The sequence below is a fragment of the Pseudoxanthomonas sp. CF385 genome (assembly GCF_900104255.1).
GTDB lineage: Bacteria > Pseudomonadota > Gammaproteobacteria > Xanthomonadales > Xanthomonadaceae > Pseudoxanthomonas_A.
Window position 1 is genome coordinate 397,331 of record NZ_FNKZ01000002.1, and the last position, 16,038, is coordinate 413,368.

Sequence of the window (16,038 nt, forward strand, 5' to 3'; positions counted from 1 at the left end):
TTCCGATGCCGACCGTCCGCCTGGTCGCGGGCGTCGACGAGGCCGGGCGAGGGCCGCTGGCCGGACCCGTCGCCGTCGCCGCGGTGATCCTGGACACCCGCCGCCGCATCCGCGGACTCAACGACTCCAAGCAATTGAGCGAGCGGAAGCGCGAGGCGCTGTTCCCGCTGATCCAGGAACGCGCGCTCGCGTGGCGCGTGGAATTCGTGGCGCCGGACGAGATCGACCGCCTCAACATCCTGCAGGCCACGCTGGAAGGCATGCGACGCGCGGTACTGGCGCTGCAGCCGTTTCCCGACCTGGTGCGGATCGACGGCAACCGCGCGCCGAAAGGCCTGAACTGCATGGCCGAGACGCTGGTCGGTGGCGACGCCATCGAGCCCGCCATCATGGCCGCGTCGATCCTGGCGAAGGTGTCGCGCGATCGCCTGATGGTGCAGCTGCACGCGACGTTCCCGCAGTACGGCTTCGACGTGCACAAGGGCTACCCCACGCCGGCGCACCTGTCGGCGCTCGCGCAGCACGGGCCCTGCACGCATCACCGGCGCAGCTTCGCCCCCGTGCGCGAGGCGTTGCTCACGCGCTGAACCCCGTGACCATCGGCACCGTGCCCATGGTCACGATGGCTTCCTGCAGGCGCGACGCCGGGCGCGACACGGCAGCATGACGGTCATGCCCGTTCCCTCCCCCCTGGATCGCGGGCTCCTCTCCCCCACGAGGCCTGCATGCCCCTGATGCATTCCGACGCCGCCCCCGCGAAGGCGCCCTACAGCCACTCCCCCGACGACGAGCGCCTCGCCCTGCTGCGTTGCCTGCTGGCCGACCGCACCTGGCCGCAGGAGGCCGCCCAGCGCGCCCTGCTGCAGCACGTGCTGGCGGCCTTGCGCGCGCCCCGCGGCATGCCGCTCGATGAAGCCCAGTGGACGCTGCTGGCCGACGAGACCGCGCGCTACCTGGAGTTCCGCCGCCAGCAGAGCCTGGAGCGCCTGCTGCACTGACCCCGGCCACGCCGCTGCAGACGGCGGGCCTTCCACTTCCCCCTGCCGCTCCCCTGGGCGGCCTTTTTTTTGCGGGCGGAGCCGGCCGGCGGTGCCGGAATGTCAAGCCTTGCCCCACCCCACCCCCGCCGTTACGCTGGCCCCACAGTACCCCGAGCCGGCATGTCCTCCCGTTTCGTCCATCTCCACCTGCACACCGAATTTTCGTTGGCGGATTCGATCATCCGCGTGCCCGAGAAGCCGGAGCAGGCCGACCCGAAGAAGGCCAAGCAGGCGAACCTGCTGAGCCGCGCGGTGGAACTGGGCATGCCCGCGCTCGCGGTCACCGATCGCAACAACCTGTTCGCGCTGGTGAAGTTCTACAAGGCGGCCGAAGGCGTGGGCCTGAAGCCCATCGCCGGCGCGGACCTGCTCGTCGCTGAAGGCAACGAGGCCCCGTGGACGGTCACGCTGCTGTGCCGAGATCGCGACGGCTACCTGTCGCTGTCGCGCCTGCTGACCCGCGCCTGGATGGAAGGCCACCGCACCGATGGCGTGGCGATCGACCCGGAGTGGCTGCGCCAGGACCATGCGGGCCTGTTCGCGCTGATGGGGCGGCAGAGCCTGGCCGGCCGGATGGCGCTCGGTGGACGCCATGACCTGGCCGAGCAGCACCTCGCCGACTGGCAGCGCAGCTTCGGCGACGACCTGCACCTGGAACTGACCCGCACGCAGCGCGATGGCGAAGAGGCCTTCAACGCCTTCGCCCTGCAAGCGGCGGGCACGCGCAGCCTGCCGGTGATCGCCAGCAACGACGTGCGCTTCCTCTCCCCCGACGACTTCGACGCGCACGAGGCGCGCGTATGCATCGCCTCGGGTCGCGTGCTCGACGATCCCAAGCGACCGCGCGACTACAGCCCCGAGCAGTACATGAAGTCGGCCGCGCAGATGGCCGAGCTGTTCGCCGATGTGCCCGACGCGATCGACAACACGGTGGCGCTGGCCCAGCGTTGCAACATCGAGATGCGCCTGGGAACGTATTTCCTGCCCGCGTATCCGGTGCCGGACGACGAAACGCTGGACAGCTGGATCCGCAACCTGTCGCACGACGGCCTGAAGGCGCGCCTGGAGAAGAACCCGCTCGCGCCCGGCCATACCCGCGAAGACTACGAGAAGCGGCTGGATTTCGAGCTGGACACCATCTGCAAGATGGGCTTCCCCGGCTACTTCCTGATCGTGGCCGACTTCATCCAGTGGGGAAAGAGCCACGGCATCCCGATCGGACCGGGCCGCGGCTCGGGCGCCGGCTCGCTGGTGGCGTGGGCGCTGCAGATCACGGATCTTGATCCGTTGCCCTACGGCCTGCTGTTCGAGCGCTTCCTCAATCCGGAACGCGTGTCGATGCCCGACTTCGACATCGACTTCTGCATGGACCGTCGCGACGAAGTGATCGACTACGTCGCGCGCAAGTACGGACGCGACCGGGTCAGCCAGATCATCACCTACGGCACCATGGCCGCGAAGGCCGTGGTGCGCGACGCCGGCCGCGTGCTGGGCTTCCCGTACGGCCTGGTCGATGGCGTCGCCAAGCTGATCCCGAACATCCTGGGCGTGACGCTGAAGGATGCGATGGGTGAAGGCAGCAGCGAGATGGCGTCGCAGGAGCTGATCGAACGCTACCGCGACGAGGACGACGTCCGCGACCTGATCGACCTCGCGCGCCAGCTGGAAGACCTGACCCGCAACGCCGGCAAGCACGCTGGCGGCGTGGTGATCGCGCCGACGCCGTTGTCGGACTTCTGCCCGCTGTTCGCCGAACACGACGAAGGCGGACGCGGCAGGAACCCGGTCACCCAGTTCGACAAGGACGACGTCGAAGCCGTCGGCTTGGTGAAGTTCGACTTCCTCGGCCTGCGCACGCTGACGATCATCGACTGGGCGGTGAAGGCGGTGAACGCGCGCCGCGCGCACCTGGGCGTCACGCCGGTCGACATCGCCACGATCCCGCTCGACGACGCCAGCGTGTACCGCGACGTGTTCGCCAACGGCAACACCGGCTCGGTGTTCCAGTTCGAATCCTCGGGCATGCGCCGCGCCCTGAAGGAAGCCAAGCCCGACCGGTTCGAGGACCTGATCGCGCTGAACGCGCTGTACCGCCCCGGCCCGATGGACATGATCCCGTCCTTCGTCGAGCGCAAACACGGGCGCGAGGAGTTCGATTACCCCGACCCTCGCACCAGGACCATGCTGGAAGAGACCTACGGCATCATGGTCTACCAGGAGCAGGTCATGCAGATGGCGCAGATCGTCGGCGGCTACTCGCTGGGCGGCGCCGACCTGCTTCGCCGTGCGATGGGCAAGAAGGTCCCGGCCGAAATGGCCAAGCAGCGCGAGATCTTCCGCGAAGGCGCGGCGAAGGGCGGCGTCGACGAGCGCAAGGCCGACGAGATCTTCGACCTGATGGAGAAGTTCGCCGGCTACGGCTTCAACAAGTCGCACGCCGCCGCGTACTCGCTGGTCGCCTACCAGACCGCGTGGCTGAAGAAGCACTACCCCGCCGAGTTCATGGCTGCCACGCTGTCGTCGGACATGGACAAGACCGACAAGGTGGTCGGCTTCCTCGACGAAGCGCGCGGCCTCGGCCTGAACGTATTGCCGCCGGACGTGAACCATTCGGCCTTCATGTTCGTCGCCACCGACGCCAACACCGTGCGCTACGGCCTGGGCGCGGTGAAGGGCGTGGGCCAGGGCGTGTGCGAGAGCATCGTCGAGGCGCGCGGCAATGGCGACGCATTCCGCGACCTGCTGGATTTCTGCAAGCGCGTCGATTCCTCCAAGCTCAACAAGCGGGCGCTGGAAGCGTTGATCAACGCCGGCGCGCTGGATGCCCTCGGCCGCAACCGGGCGTCGCTCGCCCTGCAGTTGCCGGAAGTGCTGAAGGCGATCGACCAGATCACCAAGAACCGCAATGCGGGCATCGTCGACATGTTCGGCGCCAGTGCCGGCAGCGACGACATCCATGTTGAGCTCCCGGTAACGGACGAATGGCCGCTCACCCAGAAGCTGCACGGCGAGCGCGAGACGCTGGGCCATTACCTCAGCGGCCATCCGATGGATCCCTATCGCGAGGACCTGCGCTCGCTGGTGGGCAGCGACCTGAGCGAACTCGACCGTATCTGGACGAGCGGTTCCAGCGGGGAGAAGAAAGGCTGGCGCCCCGAAGTCAACGCGATCGTCGCCGGCCAGGTGGTCGGCGTGCGCCGCAAGGGCGACAGCCAGGTGTTCGTGCAGTTGGAAGACGGCCGTGGCCGCATCGAATGCAGCGCGTTCTCCGATGCGCTGAACGAATTCGGCGCGCTGATGACGCGCGACCGTGTGCTGGTCATCAAGGGCGGCCTGCGCGAAGACGAATTCAGCGGCGGCTACAGCCTGCGCATCCGCCAGGTGTGGGACTACACCGCGCTCTGCCAGCAGCACGCGCAACGCCTGCAGCTGCGCCTCGACCTGCGCGTGCCCGGCCTGTGGGAACGCGTCGACGCGCTGCTGTCGCGCCATCGCCCCGGCGGTACGCCGCTGCGCCTGGACCTGCTGATGGGCGCCGGCGGCAACACGATCGCCGGCATGCTCGACCTCAACGGGCAGAAGGCCGTGCGCGTGGACGCCGAACTGCTGGATGCGCTGCGGGCCATGCCCGGCGTGCGCACCGCCAAGCCCGCGTTCTACCGCCCCTGGGCCAACTGACGCGGGGCCGTGCGCCGCGTCACCGCCCTACCCCCCCGTACGTGACCGTCGGGTGGCTTCGGCTACACTTCCCCCTTTCCGGCCCATGGCCCGCAGATGAACCCGAACTACCTCGATTTCGAACAGCCCATCGCCGATCTGGAAGCCAAGATCCAGGATCTGCGCGCCGCCAGCACCGGGCCGGCGGTGAATGTCGATGCCGAGGTGCACGCGCTGCAGGACAAGCTGCGCATCCGCACGGCGCAGATCTTCCGCGACCTGTCGCCGTGGCAGGTCTCGCAGCTGGCGCGCCACCCGGCGCGTCCCTACACGCTGGACTACATCAAGGTCTTCTGCGACGAGTTCCAGGAACTGGCCGGCGACCGCGCGTTCGCCGACGACGCCGCCATCGTCGGCGGCCTGGGCCGCATCGACGGCCGCAGCGTGGTCATCATCGGCCACCAGAAGGGCCGCGACACCAAGAGCAAGATCGCGCGCAATTTCGGCATGCCGCGTCCGGAGGGCTATCGCAAGGCGCTGCGCCTGATGAAGATGGCCGAGCGCTTCAAGCTGCCGCTGCTGACCTTCATCGATACCCCCGGCGCATACCCGGGCGTGGGCGCGGAAGAGCGAGGCCAATCGGAAGCCATCGCCCGCAACCTGATGGAAATGGCCGAGCTGAAGATCCCGATCATCTGCACGGTGATCGGCGAAGGCGGCAGCGGCGGTGCGCTCGCCATCGGTGTCGGCGACCGCACGCTGATGCTGGAGTACGGCACGTATTCGGTGATCTCGCCCGAAGGCTGCGCGTCGATCCTGTGGAAGGATGCCGCCAAGGCGAAGGATGCCGCCGAGCAACTGGGCCTGACCGCCAAGCGCCTGAGCGCGCTGGGCCTGGTCGACAAGGTCGTGCGCGAGCCCATCGGCGGCGCGCATCGCAACCCGCGCCAGATGGCCGTGCGCCTCAAGGCCGTGCTGCTCAATGAACTCGACGCGCTGGAGCAGTTGCCCGTCGAGGAACTGCTGGCCAAGCGCTATGCGCGCCTGCGCGGCTACGGGGCGTACGAAGCGGCCTGAGCGACCTCCTCCGCAGTCCTGTCGAAGCGCCGGTTCGTCCGGCGCTTTTTTTGTCCGTGCGGCCTAGAGCGATTTGAGGAAATCCACCAGCGCGCGCCGATCCTCCGCGCTCATCGCCTCGAAGCGCTGCTTCGCGGCGGCGCCCTGCCCGCCATGCCACAGCACGGCCTCGTCCAGCGTGGCCGCACGTCCATCGTGCAGGTAGCGCACGTTCGGATCGATCGTCGCGGCCAGGCCCAGGCCCCAGAGCGGCGCCGTGCGCCACTCGCGCGCGGTGGCGCGCCCCTCGACATAGGTATCCGCCAGCTCCGGCCCCATGTCGTGCAGCAGCAGGTCGGTGTACGGCCGGATCGTCTGGTAGCGCAGCTCGACGAAGCGGTGGTGCCCGGTGCGCAGTTCCGGCGCATGGCAGGTGCCGCAGCGCGCGGCTTCGAACATCTGGGCACCGCGCCTGACCCGCAGCTGGCGCGCGCGTGCCTGTGCGTCCTGCTCCAGCGGATTGTCGAAATCGCGCTTCGGCGGTACGCCCAGCAGGCTGAGGTAGAGCGTGGTCTGGTGGATGTCGGCGGCGGTCAGCTTCGCGCCGCCGGTGTTGGCCTGCGCACAAGCGGCACCTTCGCTGCCGCGCGCGCATTCCAGCGACGGCATCAGCGGCGAGGCCACGCCCATGTCGGTGTTGAAGGCCAGCGAGGCCTGCTGTTCCAGCGTCGCACTGCCACCCTTCCAGCCGAAGCGACCCACGCGGCTGACGCCGGGGTCGCGCGCATCGGCGACGATCTGCAGCCGGCCGGCGACACCGTCCGGATCGCCCTGCTGCGCCAGCGCCAGGCGCTCCAGCTGTTGCTCCGGGACGGCTTCCAGCAGGCCCAACCCGACCAGCGAAGATGCCACGCGCACCGACAGGGCCGTCGGCAACGCCAGCGCCTGTCCCGCGCGATCACGTAGCGCGTAGTTCGGCCGGCGCAGCACATAGGCGCTGCCATCGGCGTAGCGGCCAGGCAGTTCGGTGTAGCCGGTCAGCACCAGCTCCGCTTCGCGGCCGTCGAGCGTGGCGCCGGCCTCGCGATAAGTGCCCTGCTGCAGGCGCAGGCCGAAGCGCGGATCCGCCGCTTGGGTGCCCGCACCGGCGATGCCGACGAACACGCCTAGCCGGTTCAACGGCGCGCCCGCCGCCGGCGAACTGCGGCCATTACCCGTGTGGCAGTCCACGCAGCGCGTCTGCGAAAAGTGCGGCGCGGTCTTGCCGGCGTGCGCGGTGAAGACCGTGTTGCTTTCCTCCGAGTGGCGACCGCTCGCGAACGAGGTGTGGATCAGCCGACGCCCTTCTGCCCAGGGCTGCATGTTGTAGCCGGCGATGTTGTGCGAGGCCTGCTGCAACATTCGGTAGGGCTCGTTGGAGGTGTCCTCGTGCAACGTCATCCACGCACCGGCGCTGAGCGCCTCGTCCGGCATCGCCAGCGAATCCAACGGCCGCTGCACGCCGTAACCCGGCCCGCGGAACCACGACACGATGCCGTGCGAACCGGCGCGATACACCAGTGCCTCGGCGTAGTAGTTGAAGCGGCCGATGATGTCGGGGTTGCCGGCCAGGAAGATGCCCAGCTCGAACTCCACCAGGTCGCCCTTGCGCAGCGCGCGGTGCGCGTCGTTGGCGGCCGTGCGGATTTCCTTCACCAGCACGAAGGCGTTGCCGGGCGCGCCCGCGGGCGGCGTGTAGTTGGCGTTCGGATCCTGCCCGAATTGCGCGTAACCGGGGATCGGCGTCTGTGTGGCCACGCCACCGGGCAGTAGCTTCATGCCGCCGTTGTCGGCGTACAGCGCCACCGAGGTCGGCTCCAGCGGATCTTCGCTGCGTCGCCCGATATAGCCGTGGCGGAAGTTGGTGCCGTACCAGTAGTGCTGCGGCTTCACCACGATGGTCAGGATGCGCTGCTCGCCGGACGTGCCGGGCACCGCATCGTCGTGGATGATGATCTCGTGCGTGCGCCGCTCGAAGTAATGCGGCGGGAACACCTGGTAGCTGTCGTCGACGATGGGTTCGCGCGCGTGCCGGTCACGCACGCGCCCACCGACGTGGGTGACCAGGGTGCCGTCGTCCTGCGTGTACTGGACCGGCGCGGCCTCGTCGGGCCACAGCAGTGGCTGGTAGTTGGCCGAAGGCGGCACCGGCGGCGGGGGCGGCAACATCGGATGCGATCCGTTCTGCCGCACCGGCTGCGGCTCGCCGGCGCCGAGGTGGAATTGCTGGGCGGGCACCGCCACGCAGGCGACCTGTTCGAGGGAAGCGCCCGCGCTGGCTGAGGCACCCACGACACCGAGGCACTTTCCGCTGTTGACGTTGACGATGCGGTAACGGTCGCTGGCGTCGATGCGTTGCAGGCGAAAGCGTTGCGCGCCGCTGCCGTTGTCGTCCCACTGCTGTACGACCACGTGGTCGGCGCCGGACGCACCCGGGATGTCGGCGGATTTCTGCGTATGCAGGTTGCGCAGGCGGTACTGGCCCGTCGCGGTTTCGGCGATATCGAAGAACTGGCGGTTCAAGGTCGCATCGCAGGCCGACTGCACCAGCGGCGTGCCGTTGGCCACGCTGCCGTCGCGGATCTCGATGCACAGGCCGCTGAGCACGCTGGCGACGCGGTAGCGCCCCGATGGCACCGGGTCGACATCGATGTTCTGTGGCGCGGCCGCCGCGACGGGTGCGCCGGATGCGACCCTCTGCGCGGCCGCCTGCGATGCCAGCATCGGGCGGGCGCGGCTCCAGAACGGCGCCTCCTCGCCGGCCTCCTCCGTCTGCACGGAACAGGCGGCCAGCGAGGCCACGGCGAGCACGGCGAATGCGCGGCGACGCCACGCACGTACGAGGAGGACATGCATCGGGGACCAACTCCTTGGGGACGCGTGGGGAACGTCGGCGGTGCCGCGGCCTCGCTCCCCGAGGCGACACGGCCCGCCATCCGAAGCAGGACGCGGCATCGTCGCAGAGCGCGTCGCCCGTCACTGTGACCCTCGCCGCACAACCCGCGCCGGACCGGCGCTGGCGCACGCGACGCGGATGCCCGATGCTGGGCGCCCCGTCTCCGGCGCCCGCACGTCCGCATGAGCCCACTCCTCCTGCTGTCCTTCGCCCTGCAGATCGCCTGTTGCGTGCACGTGGTCCGCACCGGGCGCCCGTTGTACTGGGTCTTCATCCTGCTGCTGTTCTCCTTCATCGCGGTGATCGTGTACTTCATCGCCGAGATCCTCCCGGACCTGCGCCACAACCCGTCGGCGCGCCGCACCGTCCGCAGCGTGCGGAACCGCATCGATCCCGAACGCGACCGGCGTGATGCGGCCAAGCTGCTGAAAGCGGCCGACACACCGCAGAACCGTCGCCGCCTGGCGGAGGAAAGCCTGCGCAGCGGCGACTACGCGCATGCCGCGGAGTTGTACGAGCAGGCGCTGAAGGGCCTGTACGCCACGGATCCGGACCTAATGCTCGGGCTGGCGAAGGCGCAGTTCGGCCTGGGCGATTCGCCCAAGGCGCGCGCCACCCTGGATGCGCTGATCGCCGCGAATCCGTCCTTCCGTTCCGCCGATGGCCACCTGCTCTATGCGCGGACGGTCGAAGACACCGGGGACGCCACAGCCGCGATCCACGAGTACGAAGCCGTCGTGCAGGGCTATCCCGGTGAAGAGGCGCGCGCCCGCTTCGGCCTGCTGCTCAGGCGCGCCGGGGAGGACGGCCGCGCACGCGCCGTGTTCCAGGAAATCCTCGACCGCTCCGATGCCGCGCCGCGTTACTACCGCCGCGAGCAGCAGGACTGGATCGACGTGGCCAAGCGCGAACTCGCCACGCTGGCGCGCTGATCCTCCCCGACGGGCGGTTGATCGCGATCAATGCGGGCGACGCTGTCCCGCAGGATGATGCGATCACCGGGTGGGGCGTCGTCCGCCCGATGGGAGGACCGTCATGGACCTGTTGTCGTTGCCGTGGTGGTTGCTGCCGGCGGTGCTGTTCACGCTGCCGGTGCTGGTCGCGCTGGGCGTCAACCGCTGGCGTTTCCACCGCACAGGCGTCAGCCAGCACCTCGTGCTCGGCTTGTTCGTGAGCACCTGCTGGATCGCGGCGCTCATCGTCATCCTCCAGCGGGTGCGCTGAGTTCCGTCAGGCCGCCTGGCGTCCGCTGGCCAGCGCATCCTTCTGGTCGCTGAGATCGCCCTCCGCGCGCAGGTACACCTGCATCAGCGCATCGTCCGCCGAGTGGGATGCCGCGGCACCGACCAGCAACACCAGCCCCTGCCGCTGGCCGGCCTGGCGCGCCGCGGTGCGCAGGGCCTCGATCCGCGCCGCGACGTCACCGCCTTTCAGCAGCACGACGAACTCAGCGCTGTCGGTCACGCGGCTGACGTGGTCGCCCTCGGCGTGGTGGAGGCAGGCATCGAAGACCGGCTCCAGGCCCTGCAGGGTCTTCTCCAGCGTGCGCTCACCCAGCCGCCGTGCGGCGTCGGCCATGCCCTGTACTTCGACCAGTACCACGCTGTAGGCCTCGGTGGCGACGGGCGCCGCGTCCTCGCCCTGCAGCGCCACGAGCGCCTGTCCCTCGTGTTGCGCGCGCTGGGTGTCGAGCAACGTCGCGGTGATCCGCGCCAGCGCGCGCAGCGACGCCTTCTGCTGGTTGTTCAACTGGCGTGGCTGGGTGTCGACCACGCAGACAGTGCCCAGGGCTTCGCCACTGCCGGCGACCAGCGGCATGCCGGCGTAGAACCGCGCCTTCACGTCGCCGGTGACGATGGGGAAGCCGGAAAAGCGGGTGTCTTCGACGAGGTCCGGGATTTCGAGCAGTTCCTCCGGCTGCCGGATCGCATGGTCGCAGACGGCGGTGTCGCGCGTGGTCTCGTGTCCGTCCAGCCCGATGCGCGCCTTGAACCACTGGCGCTCGCGATCGATCAGCGACACCACCGCGATCGGCGTCCCGCAGACCGCGGCGGCCAGCGCGACCAGGTCGTCGTAGACCGTGCTCGGCAGCGTGTCGAGGCGTGGTAGCGATCCAGCGTGTGCTGGCGCGCGCGTTCGCGGTCGGCGGTATCGGTCGGCTTCACGGAGGCTCCTGTGGGGCAATCGCGTCCATGGTCGCGGCGTGCCGGTTCAGATCCCGTCAACGCGCACGTAAAACCGAACGTCCATCACAGTGCGCGGGATGGCCTGCGCCCGTTAGCATGCGCGCATGGATGCCGCCTCTTCCTCGCTGGACCTGCTGCCCGCACGCGCCGCCGGCCACGTGTGGGTCGCTTTCAGCGGCGGCCTGGATTCCACCGTGCTGTTGCATCGGCTCGCCCACGACGCCGCGATCAGGCGCCACGGACTTTCCGCGCTGCACGTGCACCACGGCCTGCAGCCCGAGGCCGATGCCTGGGCGGCGCACTGCGCGAGCGTGTGTCACGCGCTCGACGTGCCGTTGCGTACCGTCCGCGTGCAGGTGGACCGGGGACGCGGCGAAGGCCTGGAAGCCGCCGCACGCCATGCGCGCCACGCCGCGTTCGCCGAAGCCATGGACCAGGGCGACCTGTTGGCCGCCGCGCATCACCGCGACGACCAGGCGGAAACCTTCCTGCTCCGCGCCCTGCGCGCCTCCGGACCGGACGGCCTAGCGGCGATGCCGGCGTGGCGCAGGTTCGGTCCGGGATGGCTGTGGCGGCCGCTGCTGGAGACCCCGCGCGGCGAGGTGCAGGCCTACGCACGCGCGCATGCGCTGACTTGGATCGAGGATCCCAGCAATGCGCACACGGACCTGGACCGCAACTTCCTCCGCCACGCGGTGTTGCCGGTGCTCGAACAGCGCTGGCCGCATGCGGCGGCCGCCTTCGCACGCAGTGCCGCACTGAGCGCCGACACGGCCGCCCTGCTGGCGCAACAGGACGCGTCGTGGCTGGCGCGTGCCGCCACCGCGGATCCCGCCGCGCTGCGCATCGCGCCGCTGCAGGCGGCGAGTGCCGCGCAGCGCGCGCGTACGTTGCGACATTGGATCGCCACGTTGTCGCTGCCGCCGCTGCCCGCCGAGGGCGTGGCGCACATCGAGGCCCAGTTGCTCGACGCACGCGCCGACGCGCAGGCCACGTTCGCATGGCAGGGCGCCGTCGTCCGGCGCTGGCGCGACCTGCTGCACGCCGAGCGCCTCCGCCCCGCGTTGCCGGACGGCTGGCAGACCGAATGGGATGGCGCCGCGCCCTGCCTGCTGCCGGATGGCGGCCGGCTGGTGCTGGAAAGCGACGGCACGGGCTTCGACCTGCCGATGACGCTCACCCCGCGCCGGGGAGGCGAACGCATCACCCTGCCGGGGCGGTCGCACACGCACGCGCTGAAGGACGTGCTGCAGTCGCTCGGCGTGCCGCCCTGGGAGCGTCGCCACCTGCCGCTGCTGTGGCGCCAGGACCGGCTGTGGGCCGCCGGCGATCTCGTGCTCTCCGCGGACGGCGATGCATGGTTGCGCGCGCAGGGCGCCCGCCTCGCCTGGCAGCGCGGCTGAATGCCGCGTTGACCTGGCCGGGGCCGATCCCCACACTTGCCGCATGGCCAAGAAGAACACCCCCGACGCCTCTCCCGTCGCCCACTTCGAACAGTCGCTGGACGAACTGGAGAAGCTGGTCGACAAGATGGAACACGGCGACATGAGCCTGGAAGAGTCGCTCGCAGCGTACGAGCGCGGCGTCGGCCTGTACCGCCAGTGCCAGAGCGCGCTGGAGCAGGCCGAACTGCGGGTCAGGCTGCTCAGCGACCCGGAACAGCCCGAGAACGGCGAGCCTTTCGCCCCGGCGCCCGATGGCCGCTGATCCCCGCTTCGCCGCCTGGGCGGCGGGCCTGGAAGACTACCTGGATCACGCGCTGCCTCGAGCGGACGTGGCACCGCAGCGCCTGCACGCCGCGATGCGCCACGCCGTGCTCGGCGGCGGCAAGCGCATGCGCGCGCTGCTCGTCTACGCCAGCGGCGCGCTGGTCGGTGCCGACGACGCCACGCTGCACGCCCCTGCGGTGGCGGTGGAACTGATCCATGCGTATTCGCTGGTCCATGACGACCTGCCCGCGATGGATGACGACGATCTGCGTCGCGGCAAGCCGACCGTGCACGTCGCCTTCGACGAAGCCACGGCCATCCTCGCCGGCGACGCGTTGCAGACCCTGGCGTTCGAGTACCTGGCCACGGCGGCGGCATCGGCCGCGCTGCGCGTCGACTGGCTGGCCACGCTCGCGCAGGCCTCGGGCGTCGCCGGCATGTGTGGGGGGCAGGCCCTGGATATCGATGCCACCGGCACGCTGCAGTCGCTGGATGCCCTGCAGCGCATGCATGCGCTCAAGACCGGCGCGCTGATCCGCGCCTCGGTGCGGATGGGTGCGCTGGCCGGCGGCGCGGACGCCGCCCTGCTCGCGCGGCTGGACGATTTCGCCACGGCGCTGGGCCTGGCCTTCCAGGTCCGCGACGACATCCTCGATATCGAAGCCAGTTCCGAACAGCTCGGCAAGACCGCCGGCAAGGACCAGGCCCAGGCGAAATCCACGTACCCCGCCCTGCTCGGCATGGACGGCGCGAAGACGAAGCTCGAGGAGTTGGCCGACGCCATGCGCGCCGCCCTGGCACCCTGCGACGCGCGTGCCGATACCCTGCGCGCACTGGGCGAACTGACCGTGCGCCGCTCGCACTGAATCGTGCGGCGAGCGGCAAAGAAAAAGCCCGGCGATGCCGGGCTTTTTCATGGGCGGTACGCGCGCCGGTTACTTGATCAGGCGCAGCGCGAACGGGTAGCGGTAGGCCTCGCCGTTGTTCGCCTTCATGCCGGCGATGATGCACAGCACCAGGTTCGCGATGCCGATCAGCGGCATTAGCAGCAGGCCGATCAGGACGAACGCCAGGATCCACGACACCACGAAAGCGATGAAGACGGTGATCTGGAAGTTCAACGACTCGATGGCCTGGTCGTTCAGCCAACCCTTGTCCGTCTTGTCCTTGTTCACCAGCCAGATGATCAACGGCACGATGAAGCCGAACAGGATGCCGGACAGGTGCGTCAGCAGGGCGATGGTGCGGTCTTCCTGCGGCGCGGTACCGGTCGGCGGCGGCGGCGGTGCGGTGACGTTGTCGAATTCGCTCATTCAAGATTCCCCGGAAAGTGATGGTGGTCGGACCCCGCGGCTCCGCCGCAGGTGCCCCTCGTCAAGGATAACGGCAATCGGGGTCGGTTTCGGTCAGGGGCTCCCCGGCCCCGATCACTCGCCCGCCACCGTCATCCGGCCGATCAGGACCGATCCGATGGCCACGTGCGAACGCCGGTCGACATCGGTGCCCACGGCTTCGATGCGGGCGAACACGTCCTTGAGGTTGCCGGCGACGGTGACGCCGTCGACCGGGTAGGCAATGGCCCCGTCCTCGACCCAGAAGCCGGCTGCACCGCGCGAGTAGTCGCCGGTCACGCCGTTCACGCCCTGCCCCATCAACTCGGTGACCAGCAGACCAGTCCCCATGCCCGCGAGCAGTTCATCGAAACCGCCCGCGTTGGCCTTCACCTGCAGGTTGTGGACGCCGCCGGCGTTGGCCGTGGTCTGCAGGCCGAGTTTGCGCGCCGAATAGCTGCCCAGCAGGTAGCGTTCCAGCACGCCGTCGCGAATGATGTGCGACCGCTTCGTCGCCACGCCTTCGGCATCGAACGCGGCCGAGCGCAGGCCGCGCGGCAGCAACGGAAGCTCCTCGATGGCGAACCAGTCCGGAAAGATCCGCTGGCCGACGTGGTCCAGCAGGAAGCTGGCGCGCCGGTACAGCGCACCGCCCGAAATCGCACCGAGCAGGTGCCCCACCAGCGAGCGCGCCACTTCCGCCGAAAACAGCACCTGATGCTGGCCGGTCGCCAGCGAGCGCGGCTGCAGGCGGGCCAGCGTGCGCTCGGCGGCCTTGCGGCCGATCACGTCCGGCGCTTCGAGCGCCAAGTGAGACAGCGCCGTGCTGTACCAGCCATCCCGCTGCATGGCGTCGCCCTGCCCGGCGATCAGCGCGCAACCGATGGTGTGCTGGGTCTCGCGTTCGCGGCCGACGAAACCATGCGAGTTCGCATAGACGGACAGGCTCTCGCCGCTGCCGACCGAGGCGCCGTCGGAATTGGCGATGCGCGCGTCCAGGTCGCGGCCCGCGGCCTCGCAGGCCAGCGCCTGGTCGACCGCCTGGTCCATGTCCAGCGCCCAGGGGTGCCACACGTCCAGGTCCGGGAACTCCCGCGCCATGAGCGCCGCGTCGGCCAGGCCGGCGGCTTCGTCGTCCTCGGTGAAACGTGCGATCGCGCAGGCCTGCTCGACCGTGGCTTCAAGGCTTTCCTCGCGCAGATCGGCCGTGCTGGCGCTGCCCTTGCGCTGGCCGAAGTAGACGGTCACGCCGATGCCGCGGTCGCGGGTCGATTCCACCGTCTCCACATCGCCCAACCGCACGTTGACGTTGAGCCCGGTTTCTTCGCTGCAGCTGACTTCCGCCTGGGTGGCGCCGGCCGCCTTCGCGCGCGCCAGCAGGCGCTGCGAGAGCGATTCCAGGCGTTCCAGCCGCGCAAGGCTGTCGTCGGCGGTGGTCGGGAGGGTGGCGTTCAATGCTTTATCCTTGTGTCCTGTGATCCGCGCGATGGCGCCGGATCGGTACCCTGGTCAGGCTTCCGCGCGATGCGGAAGCGATAGTGAGGCTTCACCATGCGCGGACGCGACCCCGAAACCGGCGAATTCCATAGCCCGAGCCGTACCCAGCAGCGGGGCGAGGCCCTGGAGATCCGCAGCCTGGCCGAAAAGCTGGTGGCCCTGCCGGCCGCGCAACTGGCGCGCCTGCCGATCCCCGAGGAACTGATGCCGCACATCGTGGAAACGCAGCGCATCACGTCGCACATCGCCCACAAGCGCCAGCTTCAGTTCCTCGCCAAGCAGATGCGGCGCGAGGAAGACGAGGTGCTCGAAGCCATCCGCGATGCGATGGATGAAGGCGGTGAAGCGGCGCGGCGCGAGACGGCCCTGCTGCATCGCGCCGAACAGTGGCGCGACCGCCTGCTGTCCGGCGGCGACGACGCGTTGGCCGACCTGCTGGGTGAATTCCCGACGGCCGACCGCCAGAAGCTTCGCCAGCTGGTCCGCAACGCCACCGACGAACGTACGAAGAACAAGCCGCCGCGTGCGTTCCGCGAACTCTTCCGCGAGATCCGGGACGTGCTCGAGGGTGCGGAATCCGACGAAGGCGCGGGCGAAGAGGACTGAGGGCATCGCGTCGCGACGCGT

General features: G+C 69.6%; 14 protein-coding genes. 10 read left to right on the forward strand and 4 right to left on the reverse strand.

The features are described 5' to 3' along the window. Nucleotides 1-5 precede the first annotated feature (5 nt). The 4 genes from rnhB (at nucleotide 6) to BLT45_RS12070 (ending at nucleotide 5,774) form a co-directional block, all read left to right on the forward strand. Complete coding sequence (gene rnhB, locus BLT45_RS12055) at nucleotides 6-587, forward strand: ribonuclease HII (protein WP_093300165.1); 582 nt, start codon at nucleotides 6-8, stop codon at nucleotides 585-587. Nucleotides 588-725: 138 nt separating this feature from the next. After that, the gene (locus BLT45_RS12060; RefSeq protein WP_139188008.1) at nucleotides 726-998 is read left to right on the forward strand and encodes a hypothetical protein; all 273 of its coding nucleotides are present in this window, start codon (nucleotides 726-728) and stop codon (nucleotides 996-998) included. A gap of 162 nt (nucleotides 999-1,160) precedes the next feature. Continuing rightward, the gene (gene dnaE, locus BLT45_RS12065; RefSeq protein ID WP_093300171.1) at nucleotides 1,161-4,718 is read left to right on the forward strand and encodes a DNA polymerase III subunit alpha; all 3,558 of its coding nucleotides are present in this window, start codon (nucleotides 1,161-1,163) and stop codon (nucleotides 4,716-4,718) included. Between the two features lie 96 nt (nucleotides 4,719-4,814). Continuing rightward, a complete protein-coding gene (locus BLT45_RS12070; protein ID WP_093300173.1) occupies nucleotides 4,815-5,774 on the forward strand; it encodes an acetyl-CoA carboxylase carboxyltransferase subunit alpha in 960 nt (319 codons plus the stop codon). Nucleotides 5,775-5,837: 63 nt separating this feature from the next. On the opposite strand, the gene BLT45_RS12075 is transcribed toward BLT45_RS12070, so the two are convergent. Then, on the reverse strand, nucleotides 5,838-8,648 hold the full coding sequence (locus BLT45_RS12075) for a di-heme oxidoredictase family protein (RefSeq protein ID WP_175455839.1): 2,811 nt from the start codon (nucleotides 8,646-8,648) through the stop codon (nucleotides 5,838-5,840). 222 nt (nucleotides 8,649-8,870) lie between these two features. On the opposite strand from BLT45_RS12075, the gene BLT45_RS12080 reads away from it, so the two are divergent. Both BLT45_RS12080 and BLT45_RS12085 read left to right on the forward strand, forming a co-directional pair. Next, nucleotides 8,871-9,620 carry a tetratricopeptide repeat protein gene (locus BLT45_RS12080; protein ID WP_093300182.1) on the forward strand — a complete coding sequence of 250 codons (750 nt, stop codon included), beginning with the start codon at nucleotides 8,871-8,873 and terminating at the stop codon, nucleotides 9,618-9,620. 103 nt (nucleotides 9,621-9,723) lie between these two features. Then, the gene (locus BLT45_RS12085; RefSeq protein ID WP_093300185.1) at nucleotides 9,724-9,912 is read left to right on the forward strand and encodes a hypothetical protein; all 189 of its coding nucleotides are present in this window, start codon (nucleotides 9,724-9,726) and stop codon (nucleotides 9,910-9,912) included. A 6-nt stretch (nucleotides 9,913-9,918) separates the two neighbouring features. On the opposite strand, the gene BLT45_RS12090 is transcribed toward BLT45_RS12085, so the two are convergent. Next, entirely contained in the window at nucleotides 9,919-10,872 is a 954-nt protein-coding gene (locus BLT45_RS12090) for a GAF domain-containing protein (protein WP_254771877.1), read from the reverse strand. Between the two features lie 106 nt (nucleotides 10,873-10,978). On the opposite strand from BLT45_RS12090, the gene tilS reads away from it, so the two are divergent. The 3 genes from tilS to BLT45_RS12105 are packed head-to-tail and all read left to right on the forward strand — an operon-like array spanning nucleotide 10,979 to nucleotide 13,449. After that, the gene (tilS, locus tag BLT45_RS12095) at nucleotides 10,979-12,277 is read left to right on the forward strand and encodes a tRNA lysidine(34) synthetase TilS (RefSeq protein ID WP_093300187.1); all 1,299 of its coding nucleotides are present in this window, start codon (nucleotides 10,979-10,981) and stop codon (nucleotides 12,275-12,277) included. Nucleotides 12,278-12,320: 43 nt separating this feature from the next. Then, entirely contained in the window at nucleotides 12,321-12,581 is a 261-nt protein-coding gene (locus tag BLT45_RS12100; RefSeq protein WP_093300200.1) for an exodeoxyribonuclease VII small subunit, read from the forward strand. Continuing rightward, nucleotides 12,571-13,449, forward strand: a complete 879-nt coding sequence (locus BLT45_RS12105) for a polyprenyl synthetase family protein (protein ID WP_093300202.1) — start codon at nucleotides 12,571-12,573, stop codon at nucleotides 13,447-13,449. Before BLT45_RS12100 ends, BLT45_RS12105 begins: the two co-directional genes overlap by 11 nt. 69 nt (nucleotides 13,450-13,518) lie before the next feature. On the opposite strand, the gene BLT45_RS12110 is transcribed toward BLT45_RS12105, so the two are convergent. Together BLT45_RS12110 and pmbA are read right to left on the reverse strand one after the other, a co-directional pair. Continuing rightward, the gene (locus BLT45_RS12110) at nucleotides 13,519-13,896 is read right to left on the reverse strand and encodes a DUF4870 domain-containing protein (RefSeq protein ID WP_093300203.1); all 378 of its coding nucleotides are present in this window, start codon (nucleotides 13,894-13,896) and stop codon (nucleotides 13,519-13,521) included. Between the two features lie 114 nt (nucleotides 13,897-14,010). Then, nucleotides 14,011-15,369 (reverse strand): metalloprotease PmbA, encoded by a 1,359-nt coding sequence (gene pmbA, locus BLT45_RS12115; RefSeq protein WP_093300204.1) that lies wholly within the window; start codon nucleotides 15,367-15,369, stop codon nucleotides 14,011-14,013. A 96-nt stretch (nucleotides 15,370-15,465) separates the two neighbouring features. Here pmbA and yjgA point away from each other — a divergent pair, with 96 nt between their 5' ends. Beyond that, nucleotides 15,466-16,017 (forward strand): ribosome biogenesis factor YjgA, encoded by a 552-nt coding sequence (gene yjgA, locus BLT45_RS12120; RefSeq protein WP_093300206.1) that lies wholly within the window; start codon nucleotides 15,466-15,468, stop codon nucleotides 16,015-16,017. The last annotated feature ends 21 nt before the right edge of the window (nucleotides 16,018-16,038 follow it).

Bases quoted from the DNA above. Each gene is read 5' to 3' on its own strand.
- tilS (WP_093300187.1), top strand. From the start codon at position 10,979: ATGGATGCCGCCTCTTCCTCGCTGGACCTGCTGCCCGCACGCGCCGCC.
- BLT45_RS12085 (WP_093300185.1), top strand. From the start codon at position 9,724: ATGGACCTGTTGTCGTTGCCGTGGTGGTTGCTGCCGGCGGTGCTGTTC.
- BLT45_RS12105 (WP_093300202.1), top strand. From the start codon at position 12,571: ATGGCCGCTGATCCCCGCTTCGCCGCCTGGGCGGCGGGCCTGGAAGAC.
- BLT45_RS12080 (WP_093300182.1), top strand. From the start codon at position 8,871: ATGAGCCCACTCCTCCTGCTGTCCTTCGCCCTGCAGATCGCCTGTTGC.
- BLT45_RS12075 (WP_175455839.1), bottom strand. From the start codon at position 8,648: ATGCATGTCCTCCTCGTACGTGCGTGGCGTCGCCGCGCATTCGCCGTG.
- rnhB (WP_093300165.1), top strand. From the start codon at position 6: ATGCCGACCGTCCGCCTGGTCGCGGGCGTCGACGAGGCCGGGCGAGGG.
- BLT45_RS12060 (WP_139188008.1), top strand. From the start codon at position 726: ATGCCCCTGATGCATTCCGACGCCGCCCCCGCGAAGGCGCCCTACAGC.
- BLT45_RS12070 (WP_093300173.1), top strand. From the start codon at position 4,815: ATGAACCCGAACTACCTCGATTTCGAACAGCCCATCGCCGATCTGGAA.
- dnaE (WP_093300171.1), top strand. From the start codon at position 1,161: ATGTCCTCCCGTTTCGTCCATCTCCACCTGCACACCGAATTTTCGTTG.
- BLT45_RS12100 (WP_093300200.1), top strand. From the start codon at position 12,321: ATGGCCAAGAAGAACACCCCCGACGCCTCTCCCGTCGCCCACTTCGAA.
- yjgA (WP_093300206.1), top strand. From the start codon at position 15,466: ATGCGCGGACGCGACCCCGAAACCGGCGAATTCCATAGCCCGAGCCGT.
- BLT45_RS12110 (WP_093300203.1), bottom strand. From the start codon at position 13,896: ATGAGCGAATTCGACAACGTCACCGCACCGCCGCCGCCGCCGACCGGT.